At 40.3% G+C, this 25,936-nt stretch carries 26 protein-coding genes and 1 pseudogene; 16 read left to right on the top strand and 11 right to left on the bottom strand.

Features of this window, described 5'->3' with window-relative positions:
* Nucleotides 1–153: 153 nt before the first annotated feature.
* The 4 genes from ACFVSW_RS01855 (at nucleotide 154) to ACFVSW_RS01840 (ending at nucleotide 2,235) form a co-directional block, all read left to right on the top strand.
* Nucleotides 154–858, top strand: coding sequence for a DUF421 domain-containing protein (locus ACFVSW_RS01855; RefSeq protein ID WP_387311511.1), 705 nt, complete (start codon nucleotides 154–156; stop codon nucleotides 856–858).
* An 82-nt stretch (nucleotides 859–940) separates the two neighbouring features.
* Complete coding sequence (locus ACFVSW_RS01850) at nucleotides 941–1,201, top strand: metal-sensitive transcriptional regulator (RefSeq protein WP_387311510.1); 261 nt, start codon at nucleotides 941–943, stop codon at nucleotides 1,199–1,201.
* 234 nt (nucleotides 1,202–1,435) lie between these two features.
* Nucleotides 1,436–1,915: a DsrE/DsrF/DrsH-like family protein gene (locus ACFVSW_RS01845; RefSeq protein ID WP_387311508.1), complete on the top strand. Its 480-nt coding sequence runs from the start codon at nucleotides 1,436–1,438 to the stop codon at nucleotides 1,913–1,915.
* A gap of 23 nt (nucleotides 1,916–1,938) precedes the next feature.
* A complete protein-coding gene (locus ACFVSW_RS01840) occupies nucleotides 1,939–2,235 on the top strand; it encodes a rhodanese-like domain-containing protein (RefSeq protein ID WP_387311506.1) in 297 nt (98 codons plus the stop codon).
* Nucleotides 2,236–2,341: 106 nt separating this feature from the next.
* On the opposite strand, the gene ACFVSW_RS01835 is transcribed toward ACFVSW_RS01840, so the two are convergent.
* The 6 genes from ACFVSW_RS01835 to ACFVSW_RS01810 form a co-directional block, all read right to left on the bottom strand.
* Nucleotides 2,342–2,680: a hypothetical protein gene (locus ACFVSW_RS01835; RefSeq protein WP_387311505.1), complete on the bottom strand. Its 339-nt coding sequence runs from the start codon at nucleotides 2,678–2,680 to the stop codon at nucleotides 2,342–2,344.
* Between the two features lie 76 nt (nucleotides 2,681–2,756).
* Nucleotides 2,757–3,929, bottom strand: a complete 1,173-nt coding sequence (locus ACFVSW_RS01830) for an MFS transporter (RefSeq protein ID WP_387311503.1) — start codon at nucleotides 3,927–3,929, stop codon at nucleotides 2,757–2,759.
* A gap of 169 nt (nucleotides 3,930–4,098) precedes the next feature.
* Entirely contained in the window at nucleotides 4,099–5,727 is a 1,629-nt protein-coding gene (locus tag ACFVSW_RS01825; protein ID WP_387311501.1) for a PhnE/PtxC family ABC transporter permease, read from the bottom strand.
* Entirely contained in the window at nucleotides 5,724–6,482 is a 759-nt protein-coding gene (locus ACFVSW_RS01820; RefSeq protein WP_387311499.1) for a phosphonate ABC transporter ATP-binding protein, read from the bottom strand. The genes ACFVSW_RS01825 and ACFVSW_RS01820 overlap by 4 nt, the downstream gene beginning before the upstream one ends.
* A 14-nt stretch (nucleotides 6,483–6,496) precedes the next feature.
* A complete protein-coding gene (locus tag ACFVSW_RS01815; RefSeq protein WP_387311497.1) occupies nucleotides 6,497–7,396 on the bottom strand; it encodes a putative selenate ABC transporter substrate-binding protein in 900 nt (299 codons plus the stop codon).
* A 221-nt stretch (nucleotides 7,397–7,617) separates the two neighbouring features.
* Complete coding sequence (locus ACFVSW_RS01810) at nucleotides 7,618–9,171, bottom strand: ABC-F family ATP-binding cassette domain-containing protein (protein WP_387311495.1); 1,554 nt, start codon at nucleotides 9,169–9,171, stop codon at nucleotides 7,618–7,620.
* Between the two features lie 200 nt (nucleotides 9,172–9,371).
* Here ACFVSW_RS01810 and ACFVSW_RS01805 point away from each other — a divergent pair, with 200 nt between their 5' ends.
* The 5 genes from ACFVSW_RS01805 to ACFVSW_RS01785 all read left to right on the top strand — a co-directional run bounded on the left by ACFVSW_RS01805 (nucleotide 9,372) and on the right by ACFVSW_RS01785 (nucleotide 13,814).
* On the top strand, nucleotides 9,372–9,839 hold the full coding sequence (locus ACFVSW_RS01805; RefSeq protein WP_387311493.1) for a hypothetical protein: 468 nt from the start codon (nucleotides 9,372–9,374) through the stop codon (nucleotides 9,837–9,839).
* Nucleotides 9,840–9,942: 103 nt separating this feature from the next.
* Complete coding sequence (locus tag ACFVSW_RS01800; protein WP_387311491.1) at nucleotides 9,943–10,122, top strand: spore germination protein; 180 nt, start codon at nucleotides 9,943–9,945, stop codon at nucleotides 10,120–10,122.
* A 159-nt stretch (nucleotides 10,123–10,281) separates the two neighbouring features.
* Nucleotides 10,282–11,280 carry an NAD(P)H-dependent flavin oxidoreductase gene (locus ACFVSW_RS01795; protein ID WP_387311489.1) on the top strand — a complete coding sequence of 333 codons (999 nt, stop codon included), beginning with the start codon at nucleotides 10,282–10,284 and terminating at the stop codon, nucleotides 11,278–11,280.
* 311 nt (nucleotides 11,281–11,591) lie between these two features.
* The gene (locus ACFVSW_RS01790; protein WP_387311487.1) at nucleotides 11,592–12,782 is read left to right on the top strand and encodes a glycine C-acetyltransferase; all 1,191 of its coding nucleotides are present in this window, start codon (nucleotides 11,592–11,594) and stop codon (nucleotides 12,780–12,782) included.
* An 87-nt stretch (nucleotides 12,783–12,869) separates the two neighbouring features.
* Nucleotides 12,870–13,814, top strand: a complete 945-nt coding sequence (locus tag ACFVSW_RS01785) for an L-threonine 3-dehydrogenase (protein ID WP_387311486.1) — start codon at nucleotides 12,870–12,872, stop codon at nucleotides 13,812–13,814.
* A gap of 118 nt (nucleotides 13,815–13,932) precedes the next feature.
* Here ACFVSW_RS01785 and selD read toward each other — a convergent pair whose 3' ends face one another.
* Nucleotides 13,933–14,988, bottom strand: coding sequence for a selenide, water dikinase SelD (gene selD / locus ACFVSW_RS01780; RefSeq protein ID WP_387311484.1), 1,056 nt, complete (start codon nucleotides 14,986–14,988; stop codon nucleotides 13,933–13,935).
* A gap of 188 nt (nucleotides 14,989–15,176) precedes the next feature.
* On the opposite strand from selD, the pseudogene ACFVSW_RS01775 reads away from it, so the two are divergent.
* Nucleotides 15,177–15,362 (top strand): annotated as a pseudogene (locus ACFVSW_RS01775) (Rdx family protein); the annotation flags it as partial.
* A gap of 80 nt (nucleotides 15,363–15,442) precedes the next feature.
* Here ACFVSW_RS01775 and ACFVSW_RS01770 read toward each other — a convergent pair.
* Nucleotides 15,443–15,841 (bottom strand): Hsp20/alpha crystallin family protein, encoded by a 399-nt coding sequence (locus ACFVSW_RS01770; RefSeq protein WP_387311482.1) that lies wholly within the window; start codon nucleotides 15,839–15,841, stop codon nucleotides 15,443–15,445.
* Between the two features lie 104 nt (nucleotides 15,842–15,945).
* On the opposite strand from ACFVSW_RS01770, the gene selA reads away from it, so the two are divergent.
* Nucleotides 15,946–17,364, top strand: a complete 1,419-nt coding sequence (gene selA / locus ACFVSW_RS01765) for an L-seryl-tRNA(Sec) selenium transferase (protein WP_387311480.1) — start codon at nucleotides 15,946–15,948, stop codon at nucleotides 17,362–17,364.
* A gap of 206 nt (nucleotides 17,365–17,570) precedes the next feature.
* Here the strand turns inward: selA and ACFVSW_RS01760 are convergent, their stop codons facing one another.
* Nucleotides 17,571–17,708, bottom strand: coding sequence for a small acid-soluble spore protein P (locus ACFVSW_RS01760; protein ID WP_024026873.1), 138 nt, complete (start codon nucleotides 17,706–17,708; stop codon nucleotides 17,571–17,573).
* A gap of 115 nt (nucleotides 17,709–17,823) precedes the next feature.
* Here ACFVSW_RS01760 and ACFVSW_RS01755 point away from each other — a divergent pair, with 115 nt between their 5' ends.
* Nucleotides 17,824–18,093: a hypothetical protein gene (locus ACFVSW_RS01755; protein ID WP_387311477.1), complete on the top strand. Its 270-nt coding sequence runs from the start codon at nucleotides 17,824–17,826 to the stop codon at nucleotides 18,091–18,093.
* A 48-nt stretch (nucleotides 18,094–18,141) separates the two neighbouring features.
* Here the strand turns inward: ACFVSW_RS01755 and sspO are convergent, their stop codons facing one another.
* On the bottom strand, nucleotides 18,142–18,294 hold the full coding sequence (sspO, locus tag ACFVSW_RS01750) for a small acid-soluble spore protein O (protein WP_024026875.1): 153 nt from the start codon (nucleotides 18,292–18,294) through the stop codon (nucleotides 18,142–18,144).
* A gap of 328 nt (nucleotides 18,295–18,622) precedes the next feature.
* Between sspO and acnA the strand changes: the two genes are divergently transcribed.
* The 3 genes from acnA to abc-f all read left to right on the top strand — a co-directional run bounded on the left by acnA (nucleotide 18,623) and on the right by abc-f (nucleotide 23,562).
* Nucleotides 18,623–21,331, top strand: coding sequence for an aconitate hydratase AcnA (gene acnA / locus ACFVSW_RS01745; RefSeq protein ID WP_387311475.1), 2,709 nt, complete (start codon nucleotides 18,623–18,625; stop codon nucleotides 21,329–21,331).
* Nucleotides 21,332–21,396: 65 nt separating this feature from the next.
* Nucleotides 21,397–21,570, top strand: coding sequence for a hypothetical protein (locus ACFVSW_RS01740; RefSeq protein ID WP_387311473.1), 174 nt, complete (start codon nucleotides 21,397–21,399; stop codon nucleotides 21,568–21,570).
* A 261-nt stretch (nucleotides 21,571–21,831) separates the two neighbouring features.
* Complete coding sequence (gene abc-f / locus ACFVSW_RS01735; RefSeq protein ID WP_387311472.1) at nucleotides 21,832–23,562, top strand: ribosomal protection-like ABC-F family protein; 1,731 nt, start codon at nucleotides 21,832–21,834, stop codon at nucleotides 23,560–23,562.
* A gap of 121 nt (nucleotides 23,563–23,683) precedes the next feature.
* On the opposite strand, the gene ACFVSW_RS01730 is transcribed toward abc-f, so the two are convergent.
* Complete coding sequence (locus tag ACFVSW_RS01730) at nucleotides 23,684–24,724, bottom strand: NAD-dependent epimerase/dehydratase family protein (RefSeq protein WP_387311470.1); 1,041 nt, start codon at nucleotides 24,722–24,724, stop codon at nucleotides 23,684–23,686.
* Nucleotides 24,725–24,880: 156 nt separating this feature from the next.
* On the opposite strand from ACFVSW_RS01730, the gene mtnA reads away from it, so the two are divergent.
* On the top strand, nucleotides 24,881–25,930 hold the full coding sequence (mtnA, locus tag ACFVSW_RS01725; RefSeq protein ID WP_387311468.1) for an S-methyl-5-thioribose-1-phosphate isomerase: 1,050 nt from the start codon (nucleotides 24,881–24,883) through the stop codon (nucleotides 25,928–25,930).
* Nucleotides 25,931–25,936 lie beyond the last annotated feature (6 nt).

Raw genomic sequence — 25,936 nt, 5'->3', positions numbered from 1 at the left:
CGCAACGTCCTCAGTGAATAATTCAATATTTTTAAAAATATGGTGGTCGTTAATTCCTCTCGTATAGAAATATATGAACCATAGAATACTAACGATAACTTACGTTCAAATCTTCGGATCGTTAAGCTGAAGAATTTTAGGGGAGATGGATGATTGGAAATATTTTACCGTGCTTTCATTGTTTTTATTATGGGCTATTTGTTTTTACGGGTGACTGGAAAAAAGGCAGTATCGGAAATGCATGCATTTGACTTATTGTATATCTACGTACTTACCAATATCATCAGTACACCTGTGGAAGTCAATCATATAGGAAAATCTTTAATGTATGCTGCAATCATAGTCATTTTGTATAAAATTTTTGTACGTATATCTTTATATAATAAATTAAGATGGATTCTTTATGATAGTCCGACAGTATTGATTCGAAACGGTGATATTGATAGAAAAGGGCTGAAAAAGGTCAGAATGACTATTAATGAGCTATTATCACAATTAAGAGTTAAAGGGTACACGGATAGCCAAAATATTGAGATGGCGGTAATGGAAGATACAGGGAGTATTAGTGTGATCCCCAAGTCAAATTACCGGCCAATCCAACCTAATGATTTAAACATAATTGTAAAGAAAGAATATATACCTATTCCATTGATCATGGATGGGCAAATTCTTGATTATAATTTAAAATATCTTCAACTAGACCGAAGCTGGTTACTTAATGAGGTGGAAAAAGCCGGGGAAAAATTAGAATCAATTACGTTAGCTACTTTCTTAGAAAATCGAAAAGTTTTTATCGATAATAATGAAATTATAGATCATAAAAATAATCCTTATTACTACAAGCCAGGTAACGGTTAGAAAAGTTACAGTTGACAACATACCCTTAAGGGTATAATGTATAACTTGGCAATATTGTTCCTTTTAATGAAGGAGGTACCACATGGATTATAATGATCAAATTAAAAATAGAGTAAAGCGTATTGAAGGACAGTTAAGAGGAATTTTAAGAATGATGGAAGAAAATAAGGACTGTAAGGAAGTTATCACCCAGTTATCTGCATCAAGAACTGCCATTGACCGTACTATTGGTGTAATTGTTAGCTCTAATTTAGTGGAGTGTGTTAGAAATGCCAATGAAAATGGTGAAAGTACAGAAGAAATGGTTAAAGAAGCAGTAAACCTTCTAGTAAAGAGTCGATAAAGAGAACTCGCCGATTGGCAAGCCTTTAGGCGAAGTCAGAGGCGTAGTTGCACTTATGCCTGATAGGAAATTTTTAATTTCCTATCGGCTAAAAAAGGATTGACACCCTTTTTTATTTTTAGTACTATTATACCCGTAGGGGTAATGGTAAAATTTTTAAAAAAATATTTTTTTAAAATGAATTATACCTGTACGGGTATATGTAATGATATTTATCATCCAGGAGGTTCATACATGACAGAGAAGAAAAAGACAACAATTGTATTATTTAGTGGAGATTACGATAAAGCGATGGCGGCATATATTATAGCGAATGGTGCTGCTGCATATGATCATGAAGTAACTATTTTTCACACATTCTGGGGATTAAATGCCCTGCGTAAAGAAGAAAATATTCCAGTGAAAAAAGGATTCATGGAAAAGATGTTTGGAAAAATGATGCCTAGAGGCGCCGATAAAATGGGACTTTCCAAAATGAATTTTGCCGGCTTCGGTCCGAAAATGATCAAAGACATTATGAAAAAACATAATGCGATGCCTTTACCGCAATTGATCGAAATGGCTCAAGAACAGGATGTAAAGCTAGTAGCATGCACGATGACAATGGATTTATTAGGACTAAAACAAGAAGAACTTTTAGATAATATTGAATATGCAGGAGTGGCTGCTTATTTGGCAGACGCACAAGACGGGAATGTTAACCTATTTATATAAGAGTGTATAAGGAGGAGAAAACGATGAGACAAATGACGGCAAAAGAAGTTGCGAAATTATTAAATGAAGGAAAAAAATTAAATATCATTGATGTTCGTGAAGTGGACGAAGTAAGGACCGGAAAAATCCCAGGTGCGATGAATATCCCTTTAGGATTAGTTGAGTTTCGCATGCATGAATTAGATAAATCAAAAGAGTATCTTATGGTTTGCCGTTCAGGAGGTAGAAGCGGTCGTGCAGCACAATTTCTTGAAAGCTATGGTTTTAATGTAATCAATATGGCTGGTGGAATGCTTGACTGGGAAGGTAACGTAGAATAAATTTTTTTAAGATAAATAATACCCATATAAGTATAAAAGCACGAGGTCAACGATGAACAACTTAAAAGTAAATGAAGTTTAATGAATAAAAAAGACCGCTAACCGTTTATTCGTCAGCGGTCTTTTTGCTATAATCCCAATATCTTATGCTATCTGTTTTTCCTGTCGGTTCACTTTTTATAACATTTCCATCTTTGTCCTTATATACTTCATATTCCTCGTATGTTTCTACAATATAGCCATCTACTCTTTCAAGTTTCTCTAGTTTTTCTTCCAATTCTGGAATATCACTCGATGGCTCCACTTCAACAGGTTGGGCTATGGCAGGCTGAACGGATGAATAGGCATAGTTTTTATTAAAAAATGAGTAAGGTGAATCAAGATAGGCAGCAAACACTAAGGTCACCAATAGGCAAGCAACACAAGTAAAGGTTTTTATTTTCATGATATACAGGGCTCCTTTTATATAATCATCCTGTATTCATTTTATGCATGTCCGATGATGCCATATGCCTCAATATTTAATTTTGTATATTTGGTGCTTTTGCCGTATGCAGCTGAGGGCGAAAGACGACGAATAGCAGAAAGGCAACGATTGTGATAATGGCTCCTGAAATATAGGGGAGACCCGCAGCCATTGAAAATAGCCAGCCTCCGAGCGGCGGACCAATAATACGTCCTAAAGAATCAAAGGATGACAATAGTCCGGTTGAGCTTCCATGTCCTGCCTTGGACGTCTTTGTAAGCAGGGAAGAGACGCTTGGACGGATGACTCCATTGCCGAGCCCAAAAAGAGTTAAATATATCGCAGCTGTTGTAAAACTATGTACAAGCAAGATTGAACCGAAGCCAAGGGCAGATACAATCATACCGCCTTGAATGACTCTGCTTTCCCCATATTTTTTGGTTAATCTGCCGACCAAACCACCTTGAACTAATGCACTACCAAAACCCATTATCATGAAGATGTATCCAAGCTGGATTGCGTCTAATCCTGCTTTCTTAGCGGCAAAATAGGCAAACGTTGCCTCTAAACCTGAGAGAGATAACGAAATTAATAGCTGGACGAAAAACAGCACGGACACAGCTCCATTGAATACCTTCCAGATGGATGTTTTTTCCTTTGAGATAGGACCCTTTTTTTGTTTTGATTCCTTTAACAGAATAAATACCAGGATCAAGGTGATAAAGGAAGACCCACTTGCAAGATAAAAAGGCATACTTAAGCTAAATTTCGAAAAAATACCGCCAATCGCCGGTCCGAACACAAAGCCTAAACCAGTGGCAGCGCCGACAATCCCCATGCCTTTGCCGCGATTTTCTTCCGTTGTGATGTCAGCAACATAGGCCATTGCGGTTGGCATATTGGCAGATGAAAGAATACCGCCCAGAATTCTGGCTGCAAATAACATCCATAATTCAGTTGAAAGAGCTTGGATGAGGAAAGATAAACCGAGACCGAATATCCCGATCATCATCACCGGCTTCCGTCCGATGCGGTCGGAAACCTGACCCCACATTGGTGCAAAAATGAGTTGCATCAGTGAATAAACCGCCATTAACAATCCGAGTTCAGTGGGATTTGCCCCAATTTCCTCGGCGTAAAAAGGTAATACTGGAATAATAATTCCGAAACCAACCATAACTAAAAACATAACCACAAATAAAATCGGTAAAGCAGATTTTGTTTGCAATGAATTCTCACTCCCTAGATGATTCAAAAAGTCATTTCTGTACTATTATAGGATAATGGAAAGGACCGTTCGAATCAATTTTTTCCTATCTTGGTATGAGTATGCAGCCAACCATTCGTAGAACCTTACGAAAAAGAACACATTTCTATTTGGAAATGTGTTCCTTTACTTATTTAACCGATTTTCTCGTACTTTCAGAAGCAAAGTCGGCGATGATGACAAGAATCATATAACATAAGAGAAGCAGGGTAATTTGTGTGTAATTGAAAAAGCTCATCGCCAGTTTGAAATCCATTCCCAAACCGCCGGCTCCGACAAAGCCAACGACAATCGTTGTTCTCATAATAACTTCCCAGCGGTAAAGAATATAGGTGAGAAATCGCGGTAAAACCGTTGGAAGGATACCGTAAAAAAATATTTCTACCTTGGAAGCACCAGTGGCAGCTAAATTTCGAATCGGCCTTGGATCCATGTCTTCGATTACTTCTGCCCATAGCTTTCCTAGGATTCCAAAGTTATGAAGGGCAAGAGCAACCGCTCCCGGTAGCAGACCAGGTTTAAATATAAAGATTATCATCATCGCCCAAACTAACTCTGGAACCGATCGTGAAAAAATATAAACGACACGGACTATCCCATATAGGAACCAATTGTACCACTTCTTATTCGAAGTCAAACTGCCATTAGCAATGTTCCTGGCCGCTGGAATAACAGTGAAAAACGCTGCAAGCGTTGCAAACCCAATCGCCATGATGCTCATTTCAAGCGTTTCAAGCGTTAATTTTAATGCGGCACCCCAGCTTCCAGTATCGAGGAAAGCCGGTTGCCTATCGTTTAAGCCAATCAAGCCCCCGAAAAACTTCTTCGCATATTCGATGTTTTTACCAGAAAGTAATTCAAATAACTGGGCATTCTCGCCAAATCTGATATACACCCAAGAACCAAGGATTAACAGGATAGCAAAAAAAGTGGACCGCCACCCAGTGCTGAAACCACGAAGCCGCTTCCGTTCCGTTAACCCTTTACGTGCAAAATTACTCCAAATATCTACAACAAGCACTAATCCGATTAGAAAAAACACATACGACCATACTTGATCATATTTCAAATCGGCAAGCGAAAGTTGAATCTGATAGCCTAAGCCGCCGAGCCCGACGAAACTCATGATAGCCGAAGAACGAATTGCACATTCAAAGCGGTACATCGTATAGCTGATCATATCCGCCCAAATCAATGGAAGATAGCCATAAATAAGGGTTTGCAGCCTGGTTGCACCGGCAGATTTTAATGCCTTAATGGGCTGCTCGGAAACATCATTTAACATATCCGCAAAAATCCGGCCTAGGATACCGCCATATGGAATCGCAAGCGCAAAAATTGCCGCATATGGTGAAAGACCGACTGCGGCAACAAAAAGCCAAGCCCAAATTAGTTCATGAATTGATCGGGTGAATCCTAATATACCTCTAAAAAACACCTTTGAAATCATCCTGGAGGTTTTATTAGAAGCAAGTACACCTGAGGCGAGAATTCCGATGATAAAAGCATAAATAATTGCGAGAGACATCCCGGCAACGGCGTAGGCCAGGGTAATCCACGCCGATTCAAAGCCAAGTGATAACACTCCTGTGGACAAATCAGGATGAATGAGACCTTCAAAAATTTGCAGCATCGTCGGTATTCCGCCAGCATGGAATAGGTCAGTACCCCATTGGATAGAGAAAAGACTCCAGACAAAAACAGCTGCCAAAACTAAAGTAAGGATGAACCGATTATGCATGCGAAAGATCGATTTCATGCCTTATCACCGCTTTTAAGCTGGTACAATTCGGCTAAAAGGTCATCTGTTACATTTTCTGTCGGCAGGTCAAAAAATATTTCACCATTTTTCATAGAAATAATTCTGGTAAAATACTTTCTGGCGTATTCAACAGAATGCAAGCTCGTGATTAACGTTTGCTCTTCTTCGGTAACGATTTTCGTCAGCATCGCCAGAATATCATCTGCTCTTGCAGGATCAAGGGAGGCAACCGGTTCATCGGCCAAAATCACTTCAGGCTTTTGCACCATTAGTCTTGCCATCGCAACACGCTGCTGCTCACCGCCGGATAAGGTTGAGGTGATTTCAAACGCCTTCCCATGAAGTCCAACCCGTTCTAATGCTTGTATTGCCAGTTCTTTTTCCTGTGGAACGAGTAATGAAAAGAGTGATTTAACAGTACCCCATTCTGACAGTTTTCCGGCTAACACATTATGAATCACTGCCAGTGGTCCAATTAAATCGAATTGCTGGCGGATTACACCGATTTTTTTGGCCAATATTTTACCTTTTTTATAGGCCGATAGGGGCTGTCCATCTAAAAGAAGTTCGCCGCTAGACAGTGGTACAATTCTAGCAATGGCATTAAGCAGCGTTGTTTTACCGGCACCGCTTGGTCCAATTAAAGCTACTAATTCCCCTTGTTTAATGGTAAAAGAAAGGGAAGATAGGGCTATCTTCCGCTCAAAGTGTTTTGTTAAATTTTTTGCTTCAATCATGTGTTTTGAAGACATTGCTATTACACCTACTACTTAATGATCTTTAGTTCTTTGGCAACCATCTCAATCTTTTTGTAATTATCATTTTTTGTTTCAACAAAACGATCGGTTTGGAATAAATCAACAATTTCTTTTTGCTCGCTAGTAATCGAGAGAAGGGCTTCTTTTACTTTATTCTTCGTACCCTTTCCGAAAACATCTTCAACATTGCTGTTTACCGTCCAATTATAGTCAAAATAGGCAGGAGTAGTGTAGAATACTTTTACTTTATTCGTATCTACTTTTCTTTCTTTTACAGCTGCTTCCCAAACTGCCTCGTTCAATGCACCTGCTTTAAAGGCACCTGATTCAATAAGCTTGTAGGTTGTATCATGTGAGCCAGAGAAGTTAGGCTTGCCATCAAAGTCCTTATTCGGATCAATTCCTGCCTCTGTTAAATAGTACCGCGGCATTAAATGCCCGGAAGTGGAACTTTCACTGCCAAAGGTAAATGACTTGCCTTTTAAATCTTCCAGCTTCGTGAAATTTTCGGAAGACTGGGTTATAAATACGGAGTGGAACTCAGCATCGCGTGGTCTTTGGACAATCGACTCAGCTTCTGGAACAAGGTTTCTTGCCTGAACACTTGTTAAGCCGCCAAACCAGGCCATATGAATTTCTCCACGTTGAAAACCAGTTACTAGTGCTGCATAATCAACAGACGGTACAAATTCAACCTTTAATCCTGTCTTTTCACTAAGATATTTTGCAACTGCCGTCATGCCTTTGTCAAGATCAGCGGCATTTTGGTCAGGAATTGCTCCGATTTTAAACACTTTGTTGGTTGTTGCCTCTTTTTTTCCTTCACCAGCTTTATCATCCTTTTGCCCGCAAGCAGCTAGGGAAAATACAACCATTACAAGAATAAGCGCGGAAAGCCATTTTTTCATTGTAATAAACACCTCAATTATTTTTTTAAAAAAATACATCCATTGATAAATCCAATGGAAGTGTCTTAAAGTTTACATTATAAAGAATAGTTGTATCAAAATAAATACAATTTATCTATTTGTTCGATGAAAGGTAATCGGTTTTATGTATAGGGGAATATTGGAAGCGAAGCAAAAAGCAAAACCCCCCGCTAAAGTGCAGGGGGCTTATAAGTTATCGCCTATACAGTCTGCTGCGACCATTCCTCAACATTCCATACCTTCGTTACCCAATCTTCATAAAAATCAGGTTCATGGCAGACAAGGACAACAGTACCCTTGTATTCTTTAAGGGCACGCTTCAATTCTGCTTTTGCATCGATATCTAAATGGTTTGTCGGCTCGTCGAATAAAATCCAGTTACTTTCATTCATCATTAGCTTACAAAGGCGGACCTTCGCTTGCTCACCGCCGCTTAGTTGATTCATCGGGCGGGAGATATGTTCATTCTTTAAGCCACAGCGGGCAAGTGCTGCGCGAACTTGGTGCTGATCCATCGAAGGGAAGGCATTCCAAACATCATCAATCGGCGTAATTCCTGCTGCTTTTACTTCTTGTTCAAAATAAGAAGGGAAGAGGAAATCACCACGTTCCACCTTTCCATTTAAAGGATCAAGTTTGCCAAGCATCGTTTTAAGAAGCGTTGATTTTCCGACCCCATTACAGCCGATGATTGCGACTTTTTCGCCGCGTTCTAACGTCATATTCATTTTCGGCAGAAGCGGTTGGTCGTAGCCAATTTCTAACTCATTGGCTTCAAAGACATACCGGCTGCTGCTGCGAGATTCCTTGAAACCAAAAGTAGGTTTCACCGCGGTTTCCGGACGGTCAATCCGTTCCATTCGGTCCAGCTGTTTTTGCCGGCTCTTAGCCCGGCCTGTAGTCGAATAACGAGCTTTGTTTTTAGCGATGAAATCTTCTTGTTTCTTAATGAATTCCATTTGTTTTTCATAGGCATTAATATGCTGGTTCTTATTAATTTCCGCAAGTTCTAAGAATTTTTCATAGCTTGCCGTATAACGGGTCAGCTTGGAAAATTCCAATTGAAAAATGACATTGGATACGGGATTCATAAATTCGGTATCATGGGAAATCAGAATAAACGCATATGGATAATCTTTCAAATAAGATGTTAACCAGCGAATATGTTCAACATCTAAATAGTTGGTTGGCTCGTCAAGTAATAGAACTTTAGGCTGCTCTAAAAGAAGCTTTGCAAGCAGTACCTTTGTTCTCTGCCCGCCGCTGAGTGCCGCAACGTCCCGCTCTAATCCAATCGCATCCAGGCCTAATCCTCGTGCTGCTTCTTCAATTTTGATATCTAATGAGTAGAATCCGCCGGCATCAAGGACATCTTGAATTTCGCCCATTTTTTCTAACAGAACTTCCAGCTCTTCGGGAGAAGCATCAGCCATTTTGGCGATTACCTCATTTAATTCCTTTTCTTTTTCAAAAAGAGGAAGGAAGGCGTCGCGCAGAACATCCCGCATCGTTCTCCCTGGAGTCAACACGGTATGCTGATCCAAATAGCCGTAATGAACACCAGGTGTCCATTCTACCCGGCCGCTGTCATGAATCAATTGACCGGTAATAATATTCATTAAAGTGGATTTACCAACGCCATTGGCACCGACAAGGCCGACGTGGTCTTCAGCTAATAATCGAAAGGAAACATCCTTAAATAAGGTGCGGTCTCCAAATGTATGAGATAAATTATCTACAGTTAATAAGCTCATTTTTATTCGTAATCCTCGCTTTGTTCAAGAATTTATACATTTCTACATAATACTAGATTTTTACGAATTCGACTAGATTTTTAAAAAGATAAATACTGTAAATTTTTGAATGGTGGATTTTGAAAGCAAAAGCTGTTTGAAAAGCAATGAATAATCCCGGTGATTATTTGGGCAATTTAAATAAAAAAAGGAAAAAAAGTATGATAGGACTTTTAATAGCTATCTTTACATTTAACTTTATTGCCTTTAAAACTAATAAAAGATTAACGCCCAATCATATTGTTCACATCTGGACATTTACGATTGCTTTCCAGACGCTTTTCGATTTGTTCATGGAATTGAAATTTCACGGCTATTGGTATTTTAAAAAAGCAATTGAATGGGAAGGAGTCCTTCCGCATGTGTTGCTTGTCCCGCCTGTCAACATGATGTTTTTAAATTGGTATCCATTAAATGCTAAAATCAGTAAACATATGGTTTATATCATCTTATTTGTTTGTGCTATTTTACTTTACGAACTAATTACCCTGCTTCCGGAGCCGTGGGGATACTTCCACTACGGCTGGTGGAAATTATGGCATACCGCTATTATTGACCCCATCCTTTTATTGATTTTGTTAAGTTATTATAAGTGGATATGCAGGATTGAAGGAATTAGGGAAGCGTAGAGGCTGAGGATGCAGCCTCTTTTTCTATTTCTAATGAAGACGTTTAAACAATGATACCAGCTTGTACATATATTAATAAAAATGGATGGGAGGGATGGTTAGGATGGTCAGGAAAGATGGCGTTATTATTGTTAATAATATTTCAGGAGGAACGGTCAACTTTGATGACGCCGTAACAATTGCACCAATATCCATAACAAAAACTGTTGCAGGTTCTGGTTCCGCAAATACAGGACAGACAATCATCACAATCTCTGGGGTGAATTCGACGCAACAGGAGTAGTTGAAAGAGAAATAGACTTCGGTGAGACGGTGCTTTAATAGCAGCGTCTATTTTTATTGATAGTTTTTGTGACTTTACTGATTGAATACTCATTCATTTTCAGTTATGATAAAAAGGAGGTATAAAATCAGAAAATTCAAAACTACGAGGTGAAGGGATATGAATAAATCAATTCCTGATCAATGGTATCATCAATTAAGATTACCGGTCATTGCTGCCCCGATGTTTTTGGTGTCAGGCACCGAGCTTGTTAAAAATTGCTGCTTAAATGGGGTGATTGGCTCATTTCCAGCCCCTAATGCCAGGCCAATTGAGGTTCTTGATCAATGGATGGGGCAATTGAACCAGGAACTTGAGGAGGCTCGCGTTAAAGAACCAAACCGTAAGATTGCACCGTGGGCTATGAATATGGTCGTACATAGCTCTTACAGCCGCCTTCAAGAAGAATTGGCATTAATTCAAAAACACAAGCCGCAATTAGTCATCACATCATTAGGTAGTCCAAAACAAGTTGTTGAGATTGTCCATGAATATGGCGGTTTGGTTTTTTCAGATGTCAGCGACCTTAAATTCGCTAGGAAGGCAGCAGAGACTGGTGTGGACGGGTTAATTTTAGTCGCCAGCGGCGCCGGCGGGCATGCGGGGCAGATTAATGGTTTTGCCTTTGTGGATCTGGTTCGGACTTTCTGGGATGGAATTATTATCCTAGCCGGGTCAATTTCTACAGGGAATGGTGTATTAGCAGCTCAAGCGGCTGGAGCAGATTTTGCCTATATGGGGACGCGATTTATTGTCGCGACTGAAAGCATGGCCAATAATGAATACCGGGAAATGCTGATTGAAGCAACCCAGGAAGACATAATTTTAACGGATGCCTTTTCCGGTGTTATGTGTAATATGTTAAAACCGAGTATTGTCAAAGCAGGACTTGACCCAAATCAACTGGAGAAGAAAGACAAGGTTGATTTCGATACTTTGCAAAAAGACACAAATGCGAAAGCATGGCGCGATATTTGGTCCGCCGGTCACGGCGTAGGAGCCATTGACCGGATTGAATCAGCGGCAGCGATTATTAACCGTTTAGAAACTGAGTATCAAGAGGCACTGGAAAAGGTAAATAACGGTGCAGCCAAATTTAGCGTGATTCCTGTGAACTAAGCGAGTGTCTATTTGCTTCATGTTCAAAAATTTGAAAATAAGACCTTTCTGAGGTTTTATTTTTTTTCTTTTTAAACAAGTATCAATCAAACCACTAAGCAAATAACCTGATTTAAAAATGGGTAATCTAAAAGGAAGAAAAATATTTTTCTCAGTTTGTCCGCCAGGTATGAACAATTAGTAAAAAATATGATAAAGTATACTAGGAGAATCCACCAGTAACACCGTTTAATAAATACATAAATGTCCGCGTGGAGTGGACAAATGTTTTTCTGTAAAACGAATATTAAGTAACTAAGGGGGAATTGAAAATGTCCAGTAACACTTTGGAGCAATTTTTAAATGATAATCTTGAGGATTTGAGGGGTAAGGGTCTATATAATGTCATCGATCCGTTGGAAAGCCCAAATGGACCAATTATCAAGATTAATGGAAGAGAACTCGTCAATTTATCTTCCAATAACTACTTAGGCTTGGCCACCGATGAACGTCTAAAAAAAGCGGCTGCTGAAGCGATTGAGACATACGGCGTCGGAGCTGGTGCTGTTCGAACAATCAATGGTACTCTTAAACTCCACGTCGAATTAGAAGAGAAATTGGCTGAATTCAAACATACAGAAGCAGCAATTGCGTACCAATCCGGTTTTAATTGTAACATGGCGGCCATTTCTGCGGTAATGGATAAGAATGACGCGATTTTATCAGATGAATTAAACCATGCCTCGATTATCGACGGCTGCCGGCTGTCTAAAGCAAAAATTATCCGTGTCAAGCACTCTGATATGGAAGATTTACGTGCAAAAGCGAAGGAAGCAAAGGAATCCGGTCTTTACAATAAAATCATGGTGATTACTGATGGCGTGTTCTCGATGGACGGCGATATTGCCTTACTTCCGGAAATCGTCAAAATTGCCGAAGAATTTGATTTAATAACCTATGTGGACGATGCACACGGCTCAGGTGTTCTTGGTGATGGTGCTGGGACAGTCAAACATTTCGGCCTATCTGATAAAATTGATTTCCAAATCGGTACTTTATCAAAGGCGATTGGTGTGGTTGGCGGTTATGTAGCAGGTAAGAAAAACCTGATTGACTGGTTAAAAGTCCGCAGTCGCCCGTTTTTATTCTCGACATCTTTAACCCCAGCCGATGTGGCAGCGAGCAAGAAGTCAATCGAGATTTTAATGGAAAGTACCGAGCTTAATAAGAAGCTATGGGAAAATGGCGACTATTTGAAAAAGGGCTTAAAGAAATTAGGTTTCAATATCGGCGACAGTGAAACACCCATTACTCCTTGTATTATCGGTGATGAAAGTCTTACACAACAATTTAGCAAACGTTTGAATGAAGAAGGAGTATATGCAAAGGCGATTGTGTTCCCAACCGTTCCACAAGGGACTGGTCGTGTCCGCAATATGCCGACAGCTGCCCATACGAAGGAAATGCTTGATCAAGCCATTGCGATTTACGAAATAGTCGGCAAGGAAATGGGTATAATTTAAACCAGCAAAGACACCCTTGATAAGAGGGTGACGTACCTATAAAGTAAAGCAGAATTTTTTAGCATAAGTGAAGAGGACGGAGAAACGATGAAGCGTATTTTAATTACAGGTGCTTTAGGGCAAATTGGCTCAGAATTGACCTTAAAGCTGAGAGACATCTATGGAACAGATAATGTGATTGCCACCGATATTAAAAAGAATGACAGCGAGGCAGCCAGGAGCGGTCCGTTTGAAATGGTCGATGTGACCAATTTAAACCAAATGGTGGAAACAGCGAAGAAATACAAGGTAGATACGGTGATGCATTTGGCCGCACTTTTATCAGCTACAGCAGAAGCAAAGCCAGTATTTGCTTGGAATTTAAATATGGGCGGACTATTGAATGGTCTTGAAACAGCTAGGGAGCTAAACGCGCAATTTTTCACTCCGAGCTCAATCGGTGCCTTTGGTCCATCGACTCCTAAGGATAATACACCGCAGGATACGATTATGCGCCCATCCACTATGTATGGGGTAAACAAAGTTGCCGGCGAGTTATTGGCCGACTATTACCATCAAAAATATGCTGTCGATACTCGTGGCTTACGTTTCCCAGGATTAATCTCCTATGTGGCCCTTCCAGGCGGCGGGACCACGGATTATGCCGTTGAAATTTACTATGAAGCAGTCAAAAATGGCCGATATACTTCATACATTGATAAGGGCACTTACATGGATATGATGTATATGCCGGATGCTCTAAATGCAATCATTGATTTAATGGAGGCCGATTCTGCCAAATTAATTCACCGCAACTCCTTCAATGTGACAGCGATGAGCTTTGAACCTGAAGAAATCGCTTCAAGCATTGCGAAGTATGTACCCGGATTTGAAATTTCTTACCATGTCGATCCGGCCCGGCAAAAAATCGCGGATAGCTGGCCAAATTCGATTGATGCGACGGCGGCAAAAGAGGAATGGGGCTTTAAATTCGAGTATGATTTAGACAAAATGACAAAGGAAATGCTTGAAAAGCTTCGTCAGAAACTATAATAAGTAAAAATCCTGAACCAAAATGGGTTCAGGATTTTTTATAACAAGGATATCGGTTTATGAATGCTTTTCCGCATATGAATGAAATAGATACAGCGAAGCTATAAATGCCTCACTGTCAGCGGTTTACATAGATAAGTTTGTCTTTCTTTTCGGTTACTCGGCCAATGATTGCTGCTTGGCCTAATCCATTTGAATGAAGATTATCGACGTAATTATTCGCTTCATCTTCACTAATGGCAACGAGGAGACCACCCGAGGTTATTGCATCACAAAGAACAAGCTGTTCTTCCGGTAGGATATCGCCGTAACTAACATCGTCAGCTAACCATTTATGATTCGACTTAGAGCCTCCCGGTACAACACCATCCCTTGCTAACTCGATAGCACCTTCGAGAAGCGGCACTTGGCTAAATGAAATTTCGAAGCTAACTTCACTTCCCCGAGCCATTTCACTGCCGTGGCCAAGTAAGCCAAATCCAGTTACATCTGTAACGGAATGCGGGTGAAAGTTCGTTAATACTTCTGCAGCCGTTTTATTCAGCATCGCCATTGTGTCTGTAACTAGTTGTTCCTGCTCATGCGTTACGACGCTTCTTTTTATCCCCGTTGTCAAGATGCCCACACCAATCGGTTTTGTCAAAACAAGGACATCGCCGGGTTTTGCGCCAACGTTTTTCCAGACCTTATCCGGATGAACAATTCCTGTAACGGACAGGCCAAACTTAGGTTCTTGATCATCAATCGAATGGCCGCCAATCGTAATCGCACCTGCTTCTTTTACCTTATCAGCAGCACCGCGGAGAATCTCGGCAAGCATGTCCGCACCGAGTTTTTTAATCGGATAGCCCACAATATTCAATACTGTTTTCGGTTCTCCCCCCATTGCATAGACATCACTTAATGCGTTTGCAGCCGTAATTTGCCCGAACATATAGGGATCATCGACGATTGGAGTAAAGTAGTCAACGGTCTGAATAAGTGCAATCGTGTCTGTTAACCGATAAACACCGGCATCATCGGAAGTATCAAGCCCCACTAATAATTCTGGGACAGGTTCTTGTTTCGGTAATAAGCGCAACACTTGCGCCAGGTCCTCAGGACCAATTTTGCAGCCTCAACCAGCTTTTGTAGATAAAGAGGTCAGGCGAATTTTTTCTTGTTCACTCAACATGTCCACCTCCATTTTATTAGTATACCTGTTAAGTCATAAATCCGCACTACAAGTGCTATATATTTGCCCTATAATAGCTGATGGGATAAACTATTTCTAACATCTAGGTGTTGGAAAATAAGGAGGAAATTTCAATGAAAAACTATCATGTTATTGTCGAATTCTGCATGCAGTGAAACTATTCTCCAAAAGCTGCGAGTTTCGCGGAAGAGTTATTTAACCATTTTTATCGAGATATTCAAAAGATAGAACTAATCCCAAGTTCCGGAGGCGCGTTCGAAGTGACACTCAATGGGGAGAAGATATACTCAAAGCTTGATACAGGGATTTTCCCAGATACGGCAGAAATGATTGATATTATTTCTACGAAGTAAATCTAATCTTTATTTTTACAAGATATTTCTGATAATAATATTATGTAAACTATCCTGTAAAAAGTAAATCATAAAGGAAATTAAGGCAAAGTAATATATCTGTTTTTCCCTGTTCCTTTATTTGTCTTTGAAATAAATATTTCAAGGATCCCATTTGAAAAAGAAGCCGATACTTCTTGTTGATTTATCTTAAAGGGGAAATCAATGGAACGAACTCGTTTTTGGTTGTCTGGGGAAGGGGGGTATTTAGCTGCAGAAATAATTAATTTTTCTTCTTCTATATATACCTGAATTTCCGAAGCCTCAAACTCGCTTAAGATGGCTTCGACAATCCATTCCTTGTCAGTTTCATAAACATCGATTTGGAATTGTGTCTGGTCATAATAAGAGGTCAATGGATCAAGAAAATAGTTTTCCAGCCACTTCTCTACTAAATCAAAATCAAACTCCTGGTTTTGATCATCTTTCTTTTTTGTCATATCCAATCCCCCTTGCTCGTATCATTTTATTCATTTGGAATTAAAACGTGAAACGGATGTGATATAATAGGAAAAAAGAAGGATAAGTGAAGGAGTTTTTTCTTGTGAAAGAATGGTTACGTTCAATTCCTGCCATTCATGAGCTGCAAAGTCATGGTGCGTTTATGTCACTGCAAGAAGAGAGTAATCTTGATCACTTGCAGCTTACGAAGCAGTTAAAAGATGTTGTCGATCAAATAAGGGATAACATCATTCATGATAAATGGACAGGCGCTAGACCTGGGACAAACCGCTTTATCGAAGAGTTGTTTGCTTTGCTAGAAACGAATTTAAAAAAGCAATTTTCCTATACAATTGAAAAGGTCATCAATGCAACGGGGACAATATTACATACCAATCTCGGCAGAGCAAGATTAAGCGAGAATGCAATTAGCCATGTGGTGGAAACAGCCAGAAATTATTCAAATCTAGAATATAAGTTAAATGAAGGCACGCGTGGTTCGCGGCATAGTCATGTTGAAGCACTTGTAAAGGAAATCACCGGTGCCGAAGCGGCAATGGTCGTCAATAATAACGCATCTGCTGTTTATCTAGTTTTAAGGGCAATGGCTAAGAATAAAGAGGTCATTGTATCAAGGGGGCAGCTTGTTGAAATTGGCGGATCTTTTCGGATTTCCTCGATAATGGAGGAAAGTGGCGCACAGCTAGTAGAAGTAGGAACAACCAACAAAACGCATCTTTACGATTACGAGAATGCCGTAACTCCTGAAACGGCGATTGTCATGAAGGTCCATACGAGCAACTTTAAGGTCGTTGGTTTCACCAAATCAGTCGAGACAGAAGAGCTAATTGATTTATCCAAAAGACTTGATGATGTTATTTTTTACGAAGACCTTGGCAGTGGTGCACTTTACGACTTCAGAAAGCATGGAATAGGTGAAGAACCGGTTGTTAAAGAGGTCATTGAAATGGGGGCAGATGTCGTAACCTTTAGTGGAGACAAGCTCCTTGGCGGCCCACAAGCTGGGATTATTGCCGGAAAAAAAGAAATAATTGATTGTTTGAAAAAACATCAGTTAGCTAGAGTAGTCCGGGTCGATAAGATGACGTTAGCTGCGCTCGAGGGGACCTTAATCGATTATGCCCGCGGTGAAAAAGCGATGCGAAATATCCCCGTTCTCCGTGATTTATTAGTTACTATTAATGAATTAGACGAAAGGTCTAGGGTCTTCGTTTCAAATTTGTTACAAAGGACAAGCGCCTTTCAGGCAAAAATATTTCCGGATACTAGTCAAGTTGGCGGGGGGACGATGCCGGACGTTGTGCTTCCAACCATTGTTATTGCTTTAATACATGACTCCCTAACGGCTGAACAACTTAGCAGAAAACTGCGCACTGTATCAAAGCCAGCAATTGTCGCACGTATTCAAAAAGAGGAATTTATTATTGACTTAAGAACCGTTACACTCAAAGAAGAAGCGATCTTACTTGAAAAATTAATAAATGTAGGGAACCCCTCTTAAAGGAAGAGGGGTTTATTGTTTTTATACAGAATTTATTTCAATGAACTTTGAGAATTGTCCAGCTCCAGCGCCCTAGCGGCTAATGTCCTTCGCTCTCCGCCCTACGATAAGTCAACATCGGGCAGCGAAGCTCACCGTGTTTCCTTTATCTCAGTTGGAGCGCTCCAGGCCATACGCCGCTGAACAGGGCGCTTGCGCTTTTCTTATCACATATCATGGTGTGAATTATGTTTTGCCCGGGTATGATTGCGATTCTTTACTTTGTGAGAACCGCTTAATGGTTCCGGCTGCCCGGATTGCTTTGGCGCGTTTTTTCGCATATCTTTGCCGTCGTTTTTGTTCATTTTTTTATCCCTCCTCAGTATTAGGATGTAATCAATAAATCTTTTTATGCCCGAATATTTTTTATTGTTCTGTGCAATTTAATGGGTATACAAAATGAAGGAGTGATACAGAACCATGCAAAAATATCCTTACAACAAGGACAAACAACAAGCTTTTCAAGCGGCACAGCAAGGATATGAGGAGGCCCAAGGGCTGTTCGAGACCATCGTTAGTGATAGTGCCAGTTATGGCCATCAGCTTAAACATTTAAAGAATGAAGTGAATGAAGCCTACCAGCAAATTGAAAATGCTCTTGAAGTAGCTTCGGAACATCAAAGGTCACAGTTAGAACGATTTCAACAAGACCTGCAAAATATGGTATCCGAAGTAAATCAGACCGAATAGGTAATGCATGGGGGGACCCTGACAAATGGGTCACCCCTTTCTGCTTTTTTATTGATTTTTCTTACGCTTTTTATTGTTCATTCTCTCTATTGCTGTTAATTCCGGTTCACTGGCCAATTCCTCGTTGAAACCTGCTCCTTTTCCTTGTCCATTAGCGGCATTCATTCCAGGAATTACATGATTAGACTTTCGTTTTACCATATCATTCACCTCCCAATACAGTTACTATTTCCTTTATATCTTGAAAAATGACAATAAAAAAGTTTTTTGAGATAATATTAAGGAAGATGAGGACTTTCCCAAAATGAATTCCATTCTAGTGTTAATGCGATTTTCAAAATATTCCGAACAAATTACATAAAAAACATAAGGAAAACTTATCAATCGCAATAACTTTCTTGTTATTTACTTATGTAAACGGTTGTATTAAGATTAGAATTGTGAGAAAAGTGAAGCTGGATGGGGAAATTCAAACATTTCGACTTTTCGTTAATTTTGTTTTATTATGACGAATGAGGGGGTTTTACACATGGTAAAAAATGATGTATTTAACGCACGCGCTTCCTTTGAAGCGAACGGCAAACACTACCACTATTACCGTTTAAGTGCATTGGAAGAAGCAGGGATTGGCAAGGTATCTAAATTGCCATATTCCGTAAAAGTTTTACTTGAATCCGTACTTCGCCAATATGATGGCCGTGTAATCACAAAAGAGCATGTTGAAAACTTAGCAAAATGGGGAACAGCTGAGCTGAAGGAAGTAGACGTTCCATTCAAACCAGCGCGTGTTATTCTCCAAGACTTTACAGGCGTTCCAGCGGTTGTTGACCTTGCTTCCTTAAGAAAAGCAATGGCAGACCTGGGTGGCGACCCCGACAAAATCAATCCTGAGAAAACAGTTGATCTTGTTATCGACCACTCCGTACAGGTTGATGCCTATGGTTCAGATGATGCGTTAAAAATTAATATGGATTTCGAATTCGAAAGAAATGCTGAGCGCTATCAGTTCTTAAATTGGGCGCAAAAATCATTCAATAACTACCGTGCGGTTCCGCCTGCAACAGGTATCGTACACCAAGTAAACCTTGAGTACTTGGCAGATGTTGTTCATGTTGCGGAAACAGACGGAGAATTAGAAGCATACCCAGATACATTAGTTGGTACTGACTCACATACCACCATGATTAATGGTCTTGGCGTTCTTGGCTGGGGCGTTGGCGGGATTGAAGCAGAAGCTGGAATGCTTGGACAGCCATCATATTTCCCTGTACCGGAAGTTGTCGGTGTTAAATTACTTGGCGAGCTTCCAAACGGGGCAACTGCAACAGACCTTGCTTTAAAAGTAACGCAAGTTCTTCGTAAACATGGTGTTGTAGGTAAATTCGTTGAATATTTCGGACCTGGTGTAACTTCACTGCCACTTGCAGACCGTGCAACAATTGCTAACATGGCTCCTGAATATGGTGCTACATGCGGATTCTTCCCAATTGACGATGAATCACTTGGTTATATGCGCTTAACTGGCCGTGAAGAAGAGCAAGTCAAAGTGGTGGAAGAATATTGCAAAGCAAACGGCTTATACTTCGATCCATCATTTGAGCCAGTATATACAGACGTAATCGAAATCGATCTTACTGAAATTGAAGCAAATCTATCTGGTCCAAAACGTCCACAGGATTTGATTCCACTTTCAAAAATGAAACAAGAATTCGTTAAAGCTGTTTCTGCCCCTCAAGGAAACCAAGGCTTTGGTTTACAAGGCACTGAACTTGATAAGTCAGCAACCATTAAATTCACGAATGGCGATGAAGCAGAAATTAAAACAGGTGCTGTAGCAATCGCTTCTATTACAAGCTGTACAAACACTTCTAACCCCTATGTATTAGTGGGGGCAGGTCTAGTAGCTAAAAAAGCCGTTGAACTTGGAATGGAAGTTCCGAAGTTTGTTAAAACTTCTTTAGCACCAGGATCTAAAGTTGTAACTGGATACCTTCGTGATTCCGGCTTACTGCCATACCTTGAGCAAATTGGCTTCAACCTTGTTGGTTACGGCTGTACAACATGTATCGGTAACTCCGGTCCATTAAAAGAAGAAATTGAAAAGACTATCGCGGAAAACGACCTATTAGTGACATCTGTTCTTTCAGGTAACCGTAACTTTGAAGGACGTATTCACCCGCTTGTTAAAGCAAACTATCTTGCGTCACCGCCGCTTGTAGTCGCATATGCACTTGCTGGTACAGTGAACATTGATTTCGCATTAGAACCAATTGGTAAAGACAAAGACGGCAATGATGTCTTCTTCAAGGATGTTTGGCCGTCAACTGCAGAAGTAAATGACGTAGTCAAGCGCACGGTTACTCCGGAACTATTCCGTAAAGAATACGAGAACGTGTTCGGTGACAACGAGCGTTGGAACGCAATCCAAACAAGCAATGAGCCGTTATATACTTGGGATGAAAATTCAACTTATATTGCAAATCCGCCATTCTTTGAAGGTTTATCACCAGAACCGGGTACCGTTGAGCCTTTAACAGGACTTCGTGTGGTTGGTAAATTCGGTGACTCTGTTACAACTGACCATATTTCACCTGCAGGAGCCATTGGTAAAAATACTCCAGCTGGTAAATACTTGCTTGAAAAAGGCGTTCAGCCACGTGACTTTAACTCTTACGGTTCACGCCGCGGTAACCACGAAGTGATGATGCGCGGAACATTTGCAAACATCCGTATCCGCAACCAAATCGCACCAGGCACAGAAGGCGGCTTTACGACTTACTGGCCAACTGGCGAAGTGACATCAATTTACGATGCTTGCATGAAGTACAAAGAAAACGGTACTGGCTTGATTGTTCTTGCTGGTAAAGATTACGGCATGGGCTCTTCACGTGACTGGGCTGCCAAAGGTACCAACCTGCTTGGTATTAAAACTGTTCTTGCTGAAAGCTTTGAGCGTATTCACCGTTCAAACCTTGTGTTGATGGGTGTACTTCCTCTTCAATTTAAAAAAGGCGAAAGCGCTGAAACACTTGGTTTAACTGGTAAAGAAACAATTGACGTCCAGGTGGGCGAAAACGTAAAACCACGTGATCTTCTAAAAGTGACAGCTACAGACGAAGATGGAAACAAGAAAGAATTTGAAGTTCTTGTTCGGTTCGATTCTGAAGTGGAAATTGATTACTACCGTCACGGCGGAATCCTGCAAATGGTATTACGTGAAAAGTTACAACAAGCTTAAAATGTGTGATGAAAACACCATGTCTTTTTGGCATGGTGTCTTTTTAGAAAGGAGAACATATGAATTTGAATAAATGGCCAAAAGGTTTGGGGTTGAGGCATCAGACCTTATCCCAATCAGTGATGGCTATCAAAATTCCGTCTATAGCTTTAGTCGTTCAGGTCATGAATATGTTCTTTGAGCAGAATATTCCATATTCTGATGTTAATTTTCAGGAAGTGATTGACAAATACATTTGATGTTTAATAAAATGTAAGTATCAAACGAAAAGGGATGAATAAAGGGCCAATGAAATTTTAATCTTATTTTTCAGCACATGATTCGAATACTCGAAAAATGATGAACCTGAAGAATGGGATTAGTTTGCCCTTTTTTATATCCAAATCGTATAAACCATTTTCACGAACCTTTTTAGGTTTATTTTTGCTGTGCAATTATTATGGTAAATTATGATAGAACGATATAAAAAACTCGCTTCAGGTTCATGAAGGGAGTTTTTTATGTTTAAAAATCAGAGGACGATCGTAAAAGTAATCGGATTAGAAAAAAGTTTTCATTTAAGGAAGGTATTGCACAATCTCCACTTTGAGATTAATAATGGTGACCGCATCGGCCTTGCCGGCTATAATGGCACTGGGAAAACGACACTTGCCAATTTAATTTTCGGAAAAATAACGCCAGATAAGGGGTTAATTGAAAAATCAAGAGATTTGCGGATGGGTTATCTTTCGCAGTCGATTGATTATGAAGTGAGCCATTTTCAGCAATCCATTGCAGAGGTCGAAGAACACGAGTTGTTTCAGTATGCAAGTAGATTAGGTCTAAAAAGGGTGTATGACTGGAAGGAAGAACGTCTGTCTCACTTAAGCGGCGGAGAAAAGCTGAAGCTCGCACTCTCAATGGTTTGGGCATCGAAGCCGGATTTTTTAATCCTGGATGAACCGACAAATCATTTGGATTTTACCGGAATCGAGTGGTTGATTTCCGAATTAGAAAAGTTTTCTGGTTCTGTCTTGATTATTTCCCATGATCGCCATTTTTTAGATAAAACGGTCAATCGGATTTTTGAGTTAGAAAATAGTAAAATCCAATTTTACAATGGGAACTATAGTGACTATCGAGAGGAAAAGCAGCAGAACTTAGCGAATCAGCGTCACCAATATGACGTTCAGCAGCGCCAAATCGAAAAGATTGAATCGCAAATGGAGCAGTTAAAAACCTGGTCAGAAAAAGCACATCGCGATTCGACAAAGCAAGGGTCTGCCTCAGAAAGAAGACAAATTGGCTTTAAAGAGTATCATCGGGTAAAGGCTAAAAAATTGGATAATCAGGTGAAATCGAAAATGAAGCGATTGCAAAATGAGCTTGATAAACACAAAGTTGAAAAGCCAAGGGAGGAAGCAGCAGTTAGATTTCAGTTTGACAACCATGGAAAAAGAGGCAAACGGATCATTGAGGCCAAGAAGCTAGCAAAAGGATTTGCAGATCGGATTCTTTTTCAGGATTCGCAGTTTTATATTAATCATGGCGAGATAATTGGATTGTTCGGTGAAAATGGCTGTGGCAAAACGACATTAATTAAGATGATACTAGGTGATGATTTATCCTTTGATGGTGAATTGTGGAAGAGCGACTCCGTAAAAATTGCTTACTTAAGCCAGGATGTAGCTGATTTGCCCGCTGATAAAACAGCGATTGAAGCCTTAGGGTTTACGGATAGAGAAAGTATCCTAAAGGCAAGAACAATGCTTGCCAATTTAGGCTTAAAGGAACAACTTATCACGAAGCCAATTGGGACATTAAGTCTTGGTGAGCGAACACGAGTAAAGCTTGTTGATATGTTAATGAAAGACTATGATGTTCTTATTTTAGACGAACCAACCAATCATTTAGACTTACCAAGCAGGGAACAGCTTGAACAGACATTAGGTGAGTTTACTGGGACGATCATTACCGTTTCACATGATCATTATTTTCTTAATAAACTTTGTGACCGGCTGCTTGTGTTTGAAAATCAACAAATTAGACGAGTTGAAATGAAACCAGAGGAGTATCTCAATAAGGATGTAAAGAGTGGAGATAGTTCTGAAGAAGCGCTGTTAATTATTGAAAACAAAATCGCTTTAATCTTAGGTGAATTATCATTAATTAATCAAAAAGATCCAAAATATCATCAATTAGACGCAGAATTTAACGAACTTCTTAAACAAAAACGAAATTTAAAGGGGTAAATCGTGAAAGAGAGCAGGAATTCCCGCTCTCTTTCGTTCGCTATCAGGCATTTTTTGAATTTATTTGCGGATTCACCTGGTTTATTTGCGAATTGCCCTGTTTTATTTACGAATAGCTTTCTTATAAGTTTTGACTCCATAATTGAAGCAGCTCTTTCTCTTTTTCCGAACGCATACCCGATTTCCACTCATCTTCGGACAGGTGACGAGTTTTTTCCCATTCATAAATTTCCAACAAGCTTTCAGTAAGCGACCTAAAACTAAGCCCACTTTGAACTGCCTTATCGATATTTATCGAAAAGGCACCCCGCCAAGGCTGCTCTAGCTCCGGTGATAATGGTGCATCTTCAGGAACCCAGAGTGGCATCTCGGTCCATGGTGCCACGCCTTGATCAAGCAGGAACTTTTCATCCGCCCAATCCAATTCAGCATTTGAACCGGTCACGTTAATACAAGCATCGAGGAACTCTTTCATCGTTAGCGGATAATTAGGTCCAGTGGCGTTATAGGTACCTGTTGAACGGCTACCCATCAACTGCAGCATCCAAACAGATAAGTCTTTATTATCAATCACCTGTACCCGGCGGCTTGGTTTACCAGGGACTAACACTTTACCGCCTTTTGCAACTCTATTTAACCAATAGGGAACACGGTCCGTATAATCGTTCGGGCCCATTAATTGACCAGCTCTGACATTCAACACCCGGCCAGGCATATTTTTTTCGGCAATCCGTTCACATAAAGCCTTGAAATGCCCATAATGATCATAAATTGGACCTTTCGCATCCTTTGAAAGCTCATTTGCTTCGTCAAGCGTCATTTCTAAAACGGGGTAGTTTTCACCCAAATTTTCAGGGATCCAGTCTTTATAAACGGAAATGCTTGAAATAAATGTATAATGATTTACTCGGTCTTTCAAAAATTCAGTCGAATTTTGAACCGTATAGGGAATAAAGCCGCTCGTGTCTAATACTACATCCCAGTTGCGGTTCTTAAGCTCCTTTAAGTTGCCAAAACGATTTCCGGTAATAATTTCAACGTCATTTAGGCCGGCATTTTGAAAACCGCGATTAAAAATCGTCACTTCATGATTTTGAGCCAATGCTTCTTTCACAAACCTTCTACCTAAAAAACGGCTGCCACCTAAAACAAGTATCTTCAAATGAATCACCCTCCCATATCCTACTTCTATTTTAACAAATTTTCCGACAATTGCATTAAGAATAGTAATTCCAGCTTTTCAAAAATGAAAAGTTTTGCATATGCCGTGGATATTGTTAAAATTACATATGTACATATAGACGAGGAGATGTTTAAGTTGGAAAACACTTTTTTACAATCCGTTTCCTATGAAAACGGTGTATTAAAAATATTAGATCAAACCAAAATCCCTAACGTAACAGAATTTCTTGAAATCACGAAAATTGAAGATGCATGGGATGCAATTAAACAATTAAAAGTGCGCGGTGCTCCGGCAATTGGGATTGCTGCTGCCTATGGATTAGTAGTCGGGATGAAGAATGCACCGGAAACTTCCTTTGCGGATTTTTATGCCTTTTTTAAAAAACAAGCGGACTATCTGGGCTCGTCAAGGCCGACCGCCGTTAATTTATTTTGGGCATTAAAACGGATGGATGAGCGGGCGCAAAAGGAACAGGAGCGACCAATCGCAAAAATTAAGCAAGCACTAGAAGACGAAGCCCATTTAATAAGAAAAGAAGATGAAGAAGTTTGCCGGACCATTGGCGAGCATGCCTTGACCCTATTGCAAGACAGGATGGGAATTCTAACCCACTGTAATGCGGGCGGCATCGCAACTGCGAGATATGGAACGGCACTTGCTCCATTATATTTAGCGAAAGAAAAGGGCTGGGATATTAAAGTATTTGCCGATGAAACAAGACCGCTGTTGCAAGGTGCACGCTTAACAGCTTGGGAGCTGATGCAGGCAGGGATTGATGTCACGCTGATTACCGATAATATGGCCGCAATGGTGATGCAAAAGGGATGGGTCCAAGCTGTCATTGTCGGTTGTGACCGAGTAGCAGCAAATGGGGATGTCGCCAATAAAATCGGAACGTATGGTGTCGCTTTACTCGCAAAAGCCCATCAAATTCCTTTTTATGTGGCAGCGCCCATTTCAACGATTGATTTGGAAACCAAAACAGGTGCCGATATTCCGATTGAGGAACGTGAGGCGGCAGAAATTACCGAGGGTTTTGGAAAAAGAACCGCTCCTGAAGGCGTAAAGGTATTTAATCCAGCATTTGATGTAACACCACATGAGCTGGTTACGGCTATTATTACGGAAAAGGGCATACTAACAGGAAATTATCAAGAAGAGCTGCCAAGACTTTTTCAAGTGTAGGAATGG

This window comes from Neobacillus sp. NPDC058068 (genome assembly GCF_042885335.1).
In the GTDB taxonomy this organism is placed as follows: domain Bacteria; phylum Bacillota; class Bacilli; order Bacillales; family Cytobacillaceae; genus Neobacillus.
Note: the sequence above shows the minus strand (reverse complement) of the source record. Positions and strands in the feature narration are given on the sequence as shown.

What these genes read in the sequence shown, in the direction of transcription:
- ACFVSW_RS01850 (WP_387311510.1), top strand. Translation starts at nt 941, where the DNA reads ATGGATTATAATGATCAAATTAAAAATAGAGTAAAGCGTATTGAAGGA.
- ACFVSW_RS01845 (WP_387311508.1), top strand. Translation starts at nt 1,436, where the DNA reads ATGACAGAGAAGAAAAAGACAACAATTGTATTATTTAGTGGAGATTAC.
- ACFVSW_RS01840 (WP_387311506.1), top strand. Translation starts at nt 1,939, where the DNA reads ATGAGACAAATGACGGCAAAAGAAGTTGCGAAATTATTAAATGAAGGA.
- ACFVSW_RS01835 (WP_387311505.1), bottom strand. Translation starts at nt 2,680, where the DNA reads ATGAAAATAAAAACCTTTACTTGTGTTGCTTGCCTATTGGTGACCTTA.
- ACFVSW_RS01825 (WP_387311501.1), bottom strand. Translation starts at nt 5,727, where the DNA reads ATGAAATCGATCTTTCGCATGCATAATCGGTTCATCCTTACTTTAGTT.
- ACFVSW_RS01820 (WP_387311499.1), bottom strand. Translation starts at nt 6,482, where the DNA reads ATGTCTTCAAAACACATGATTGAAGCAAAAAATTTAACAAAACACTTT.
- ACFVSW_RS01815 (WP_387311497.1), bottom strand. Translation starts at nt 7,396, where the DNA reads ATGAAAAAATGGCTTTCCGCGCTTATTCTTGTAATGGTTGTATTTTCC.
- ACFVSW_RS01810 (WP_387311495.1), bottom strand. Translation starts at nt 9,171, where the DNA reads ATGAGCTTATTAACTGTAGATAATTTATCTCATACATTTGGAGACCGC.
- ACFVSW_RS01805 (WP_387311493.1), top strand. Translation starts at nt 9,372, where the DNA reads ATGATAGGACTTTTAATAGCTATCTTTACATTTAACTTTATTGCCTTT.
- ACFVSW_RS01800 (WP_387311491.1), top strand. Translation starts at nt 9,943, where the DNA reads ATGGTCAGGAAAGATGGCGTTATTATTGTTAATAATATTTCAGGAGGA.
- ACFVSW_RS01795 (WP_387311489.1), top strand. Translation starts at nt 10,282, where the DNA reads ATGAATAAATCAATTCCTGATCAATGGTATCATCAATTAAGATTACCG.
- ACFVSW_RS01790 (WP_387311487.1), top strand. Translation starts at nt 11,592, where the DNA reads ATGTCCAGTAACACTTTGGAGCAATTTTTAAATGATAATCTTGAGGAT.
- ACFVSW_RS01785 (WP_387311486.1), top strand. Translation starts at nt 12,870, where the DNA reads ATGAAGCGTATTTTAATTACAGGTGCTTTAGGGCAAATTGGCTCAGAA.
- ACFVSW_RS01770 (WP_387311482.1), bottom strand. Translation starts at nt 15,841, where the DNA reads ATGACAAAAAAGAAAGATGATCAAAACCAGGAGTTTGATTTTGATTTA.
- ACFVSW_RS01760 (WP_024026873.1), bottom strand. Translation starts at nt 17,708, where the DNA reads ATGAACAAAAACGACGGCAAAGATATGCGAAAAAACGCGCCAAAGCAA.
- ACFVSW_RS01755 (WP_387311477.1), top strand. Translation starts at nt 17,824, where the DNA reads ATGCAAAAATATCCTTACAACAAGGACAAACAACAAGCTTTTCAAGCG.
- sspO (WP_024026875.1), bottom strand. Translation starts at nt 18,294, where the DNA reads ATGGTAAAACGAAAGTCTAATCATGTAATTCCTGGAATGAATGCCGCT.
- acnA (WP_387311475.1), top strand. Translation starts at nt 18,623, where the DNA reads ATGGTAAAAAATGATGTATTTAACGCACGCGCTTCCTTTGAAGCGAAC.
- abc-f (WP_387311472.1), top strand. Translation starts at nt 21,832, where the DNA reads ATGTTTAAAAATCAGAGGACGATCGTAAAAGTAATCGGATTAGAAAAA.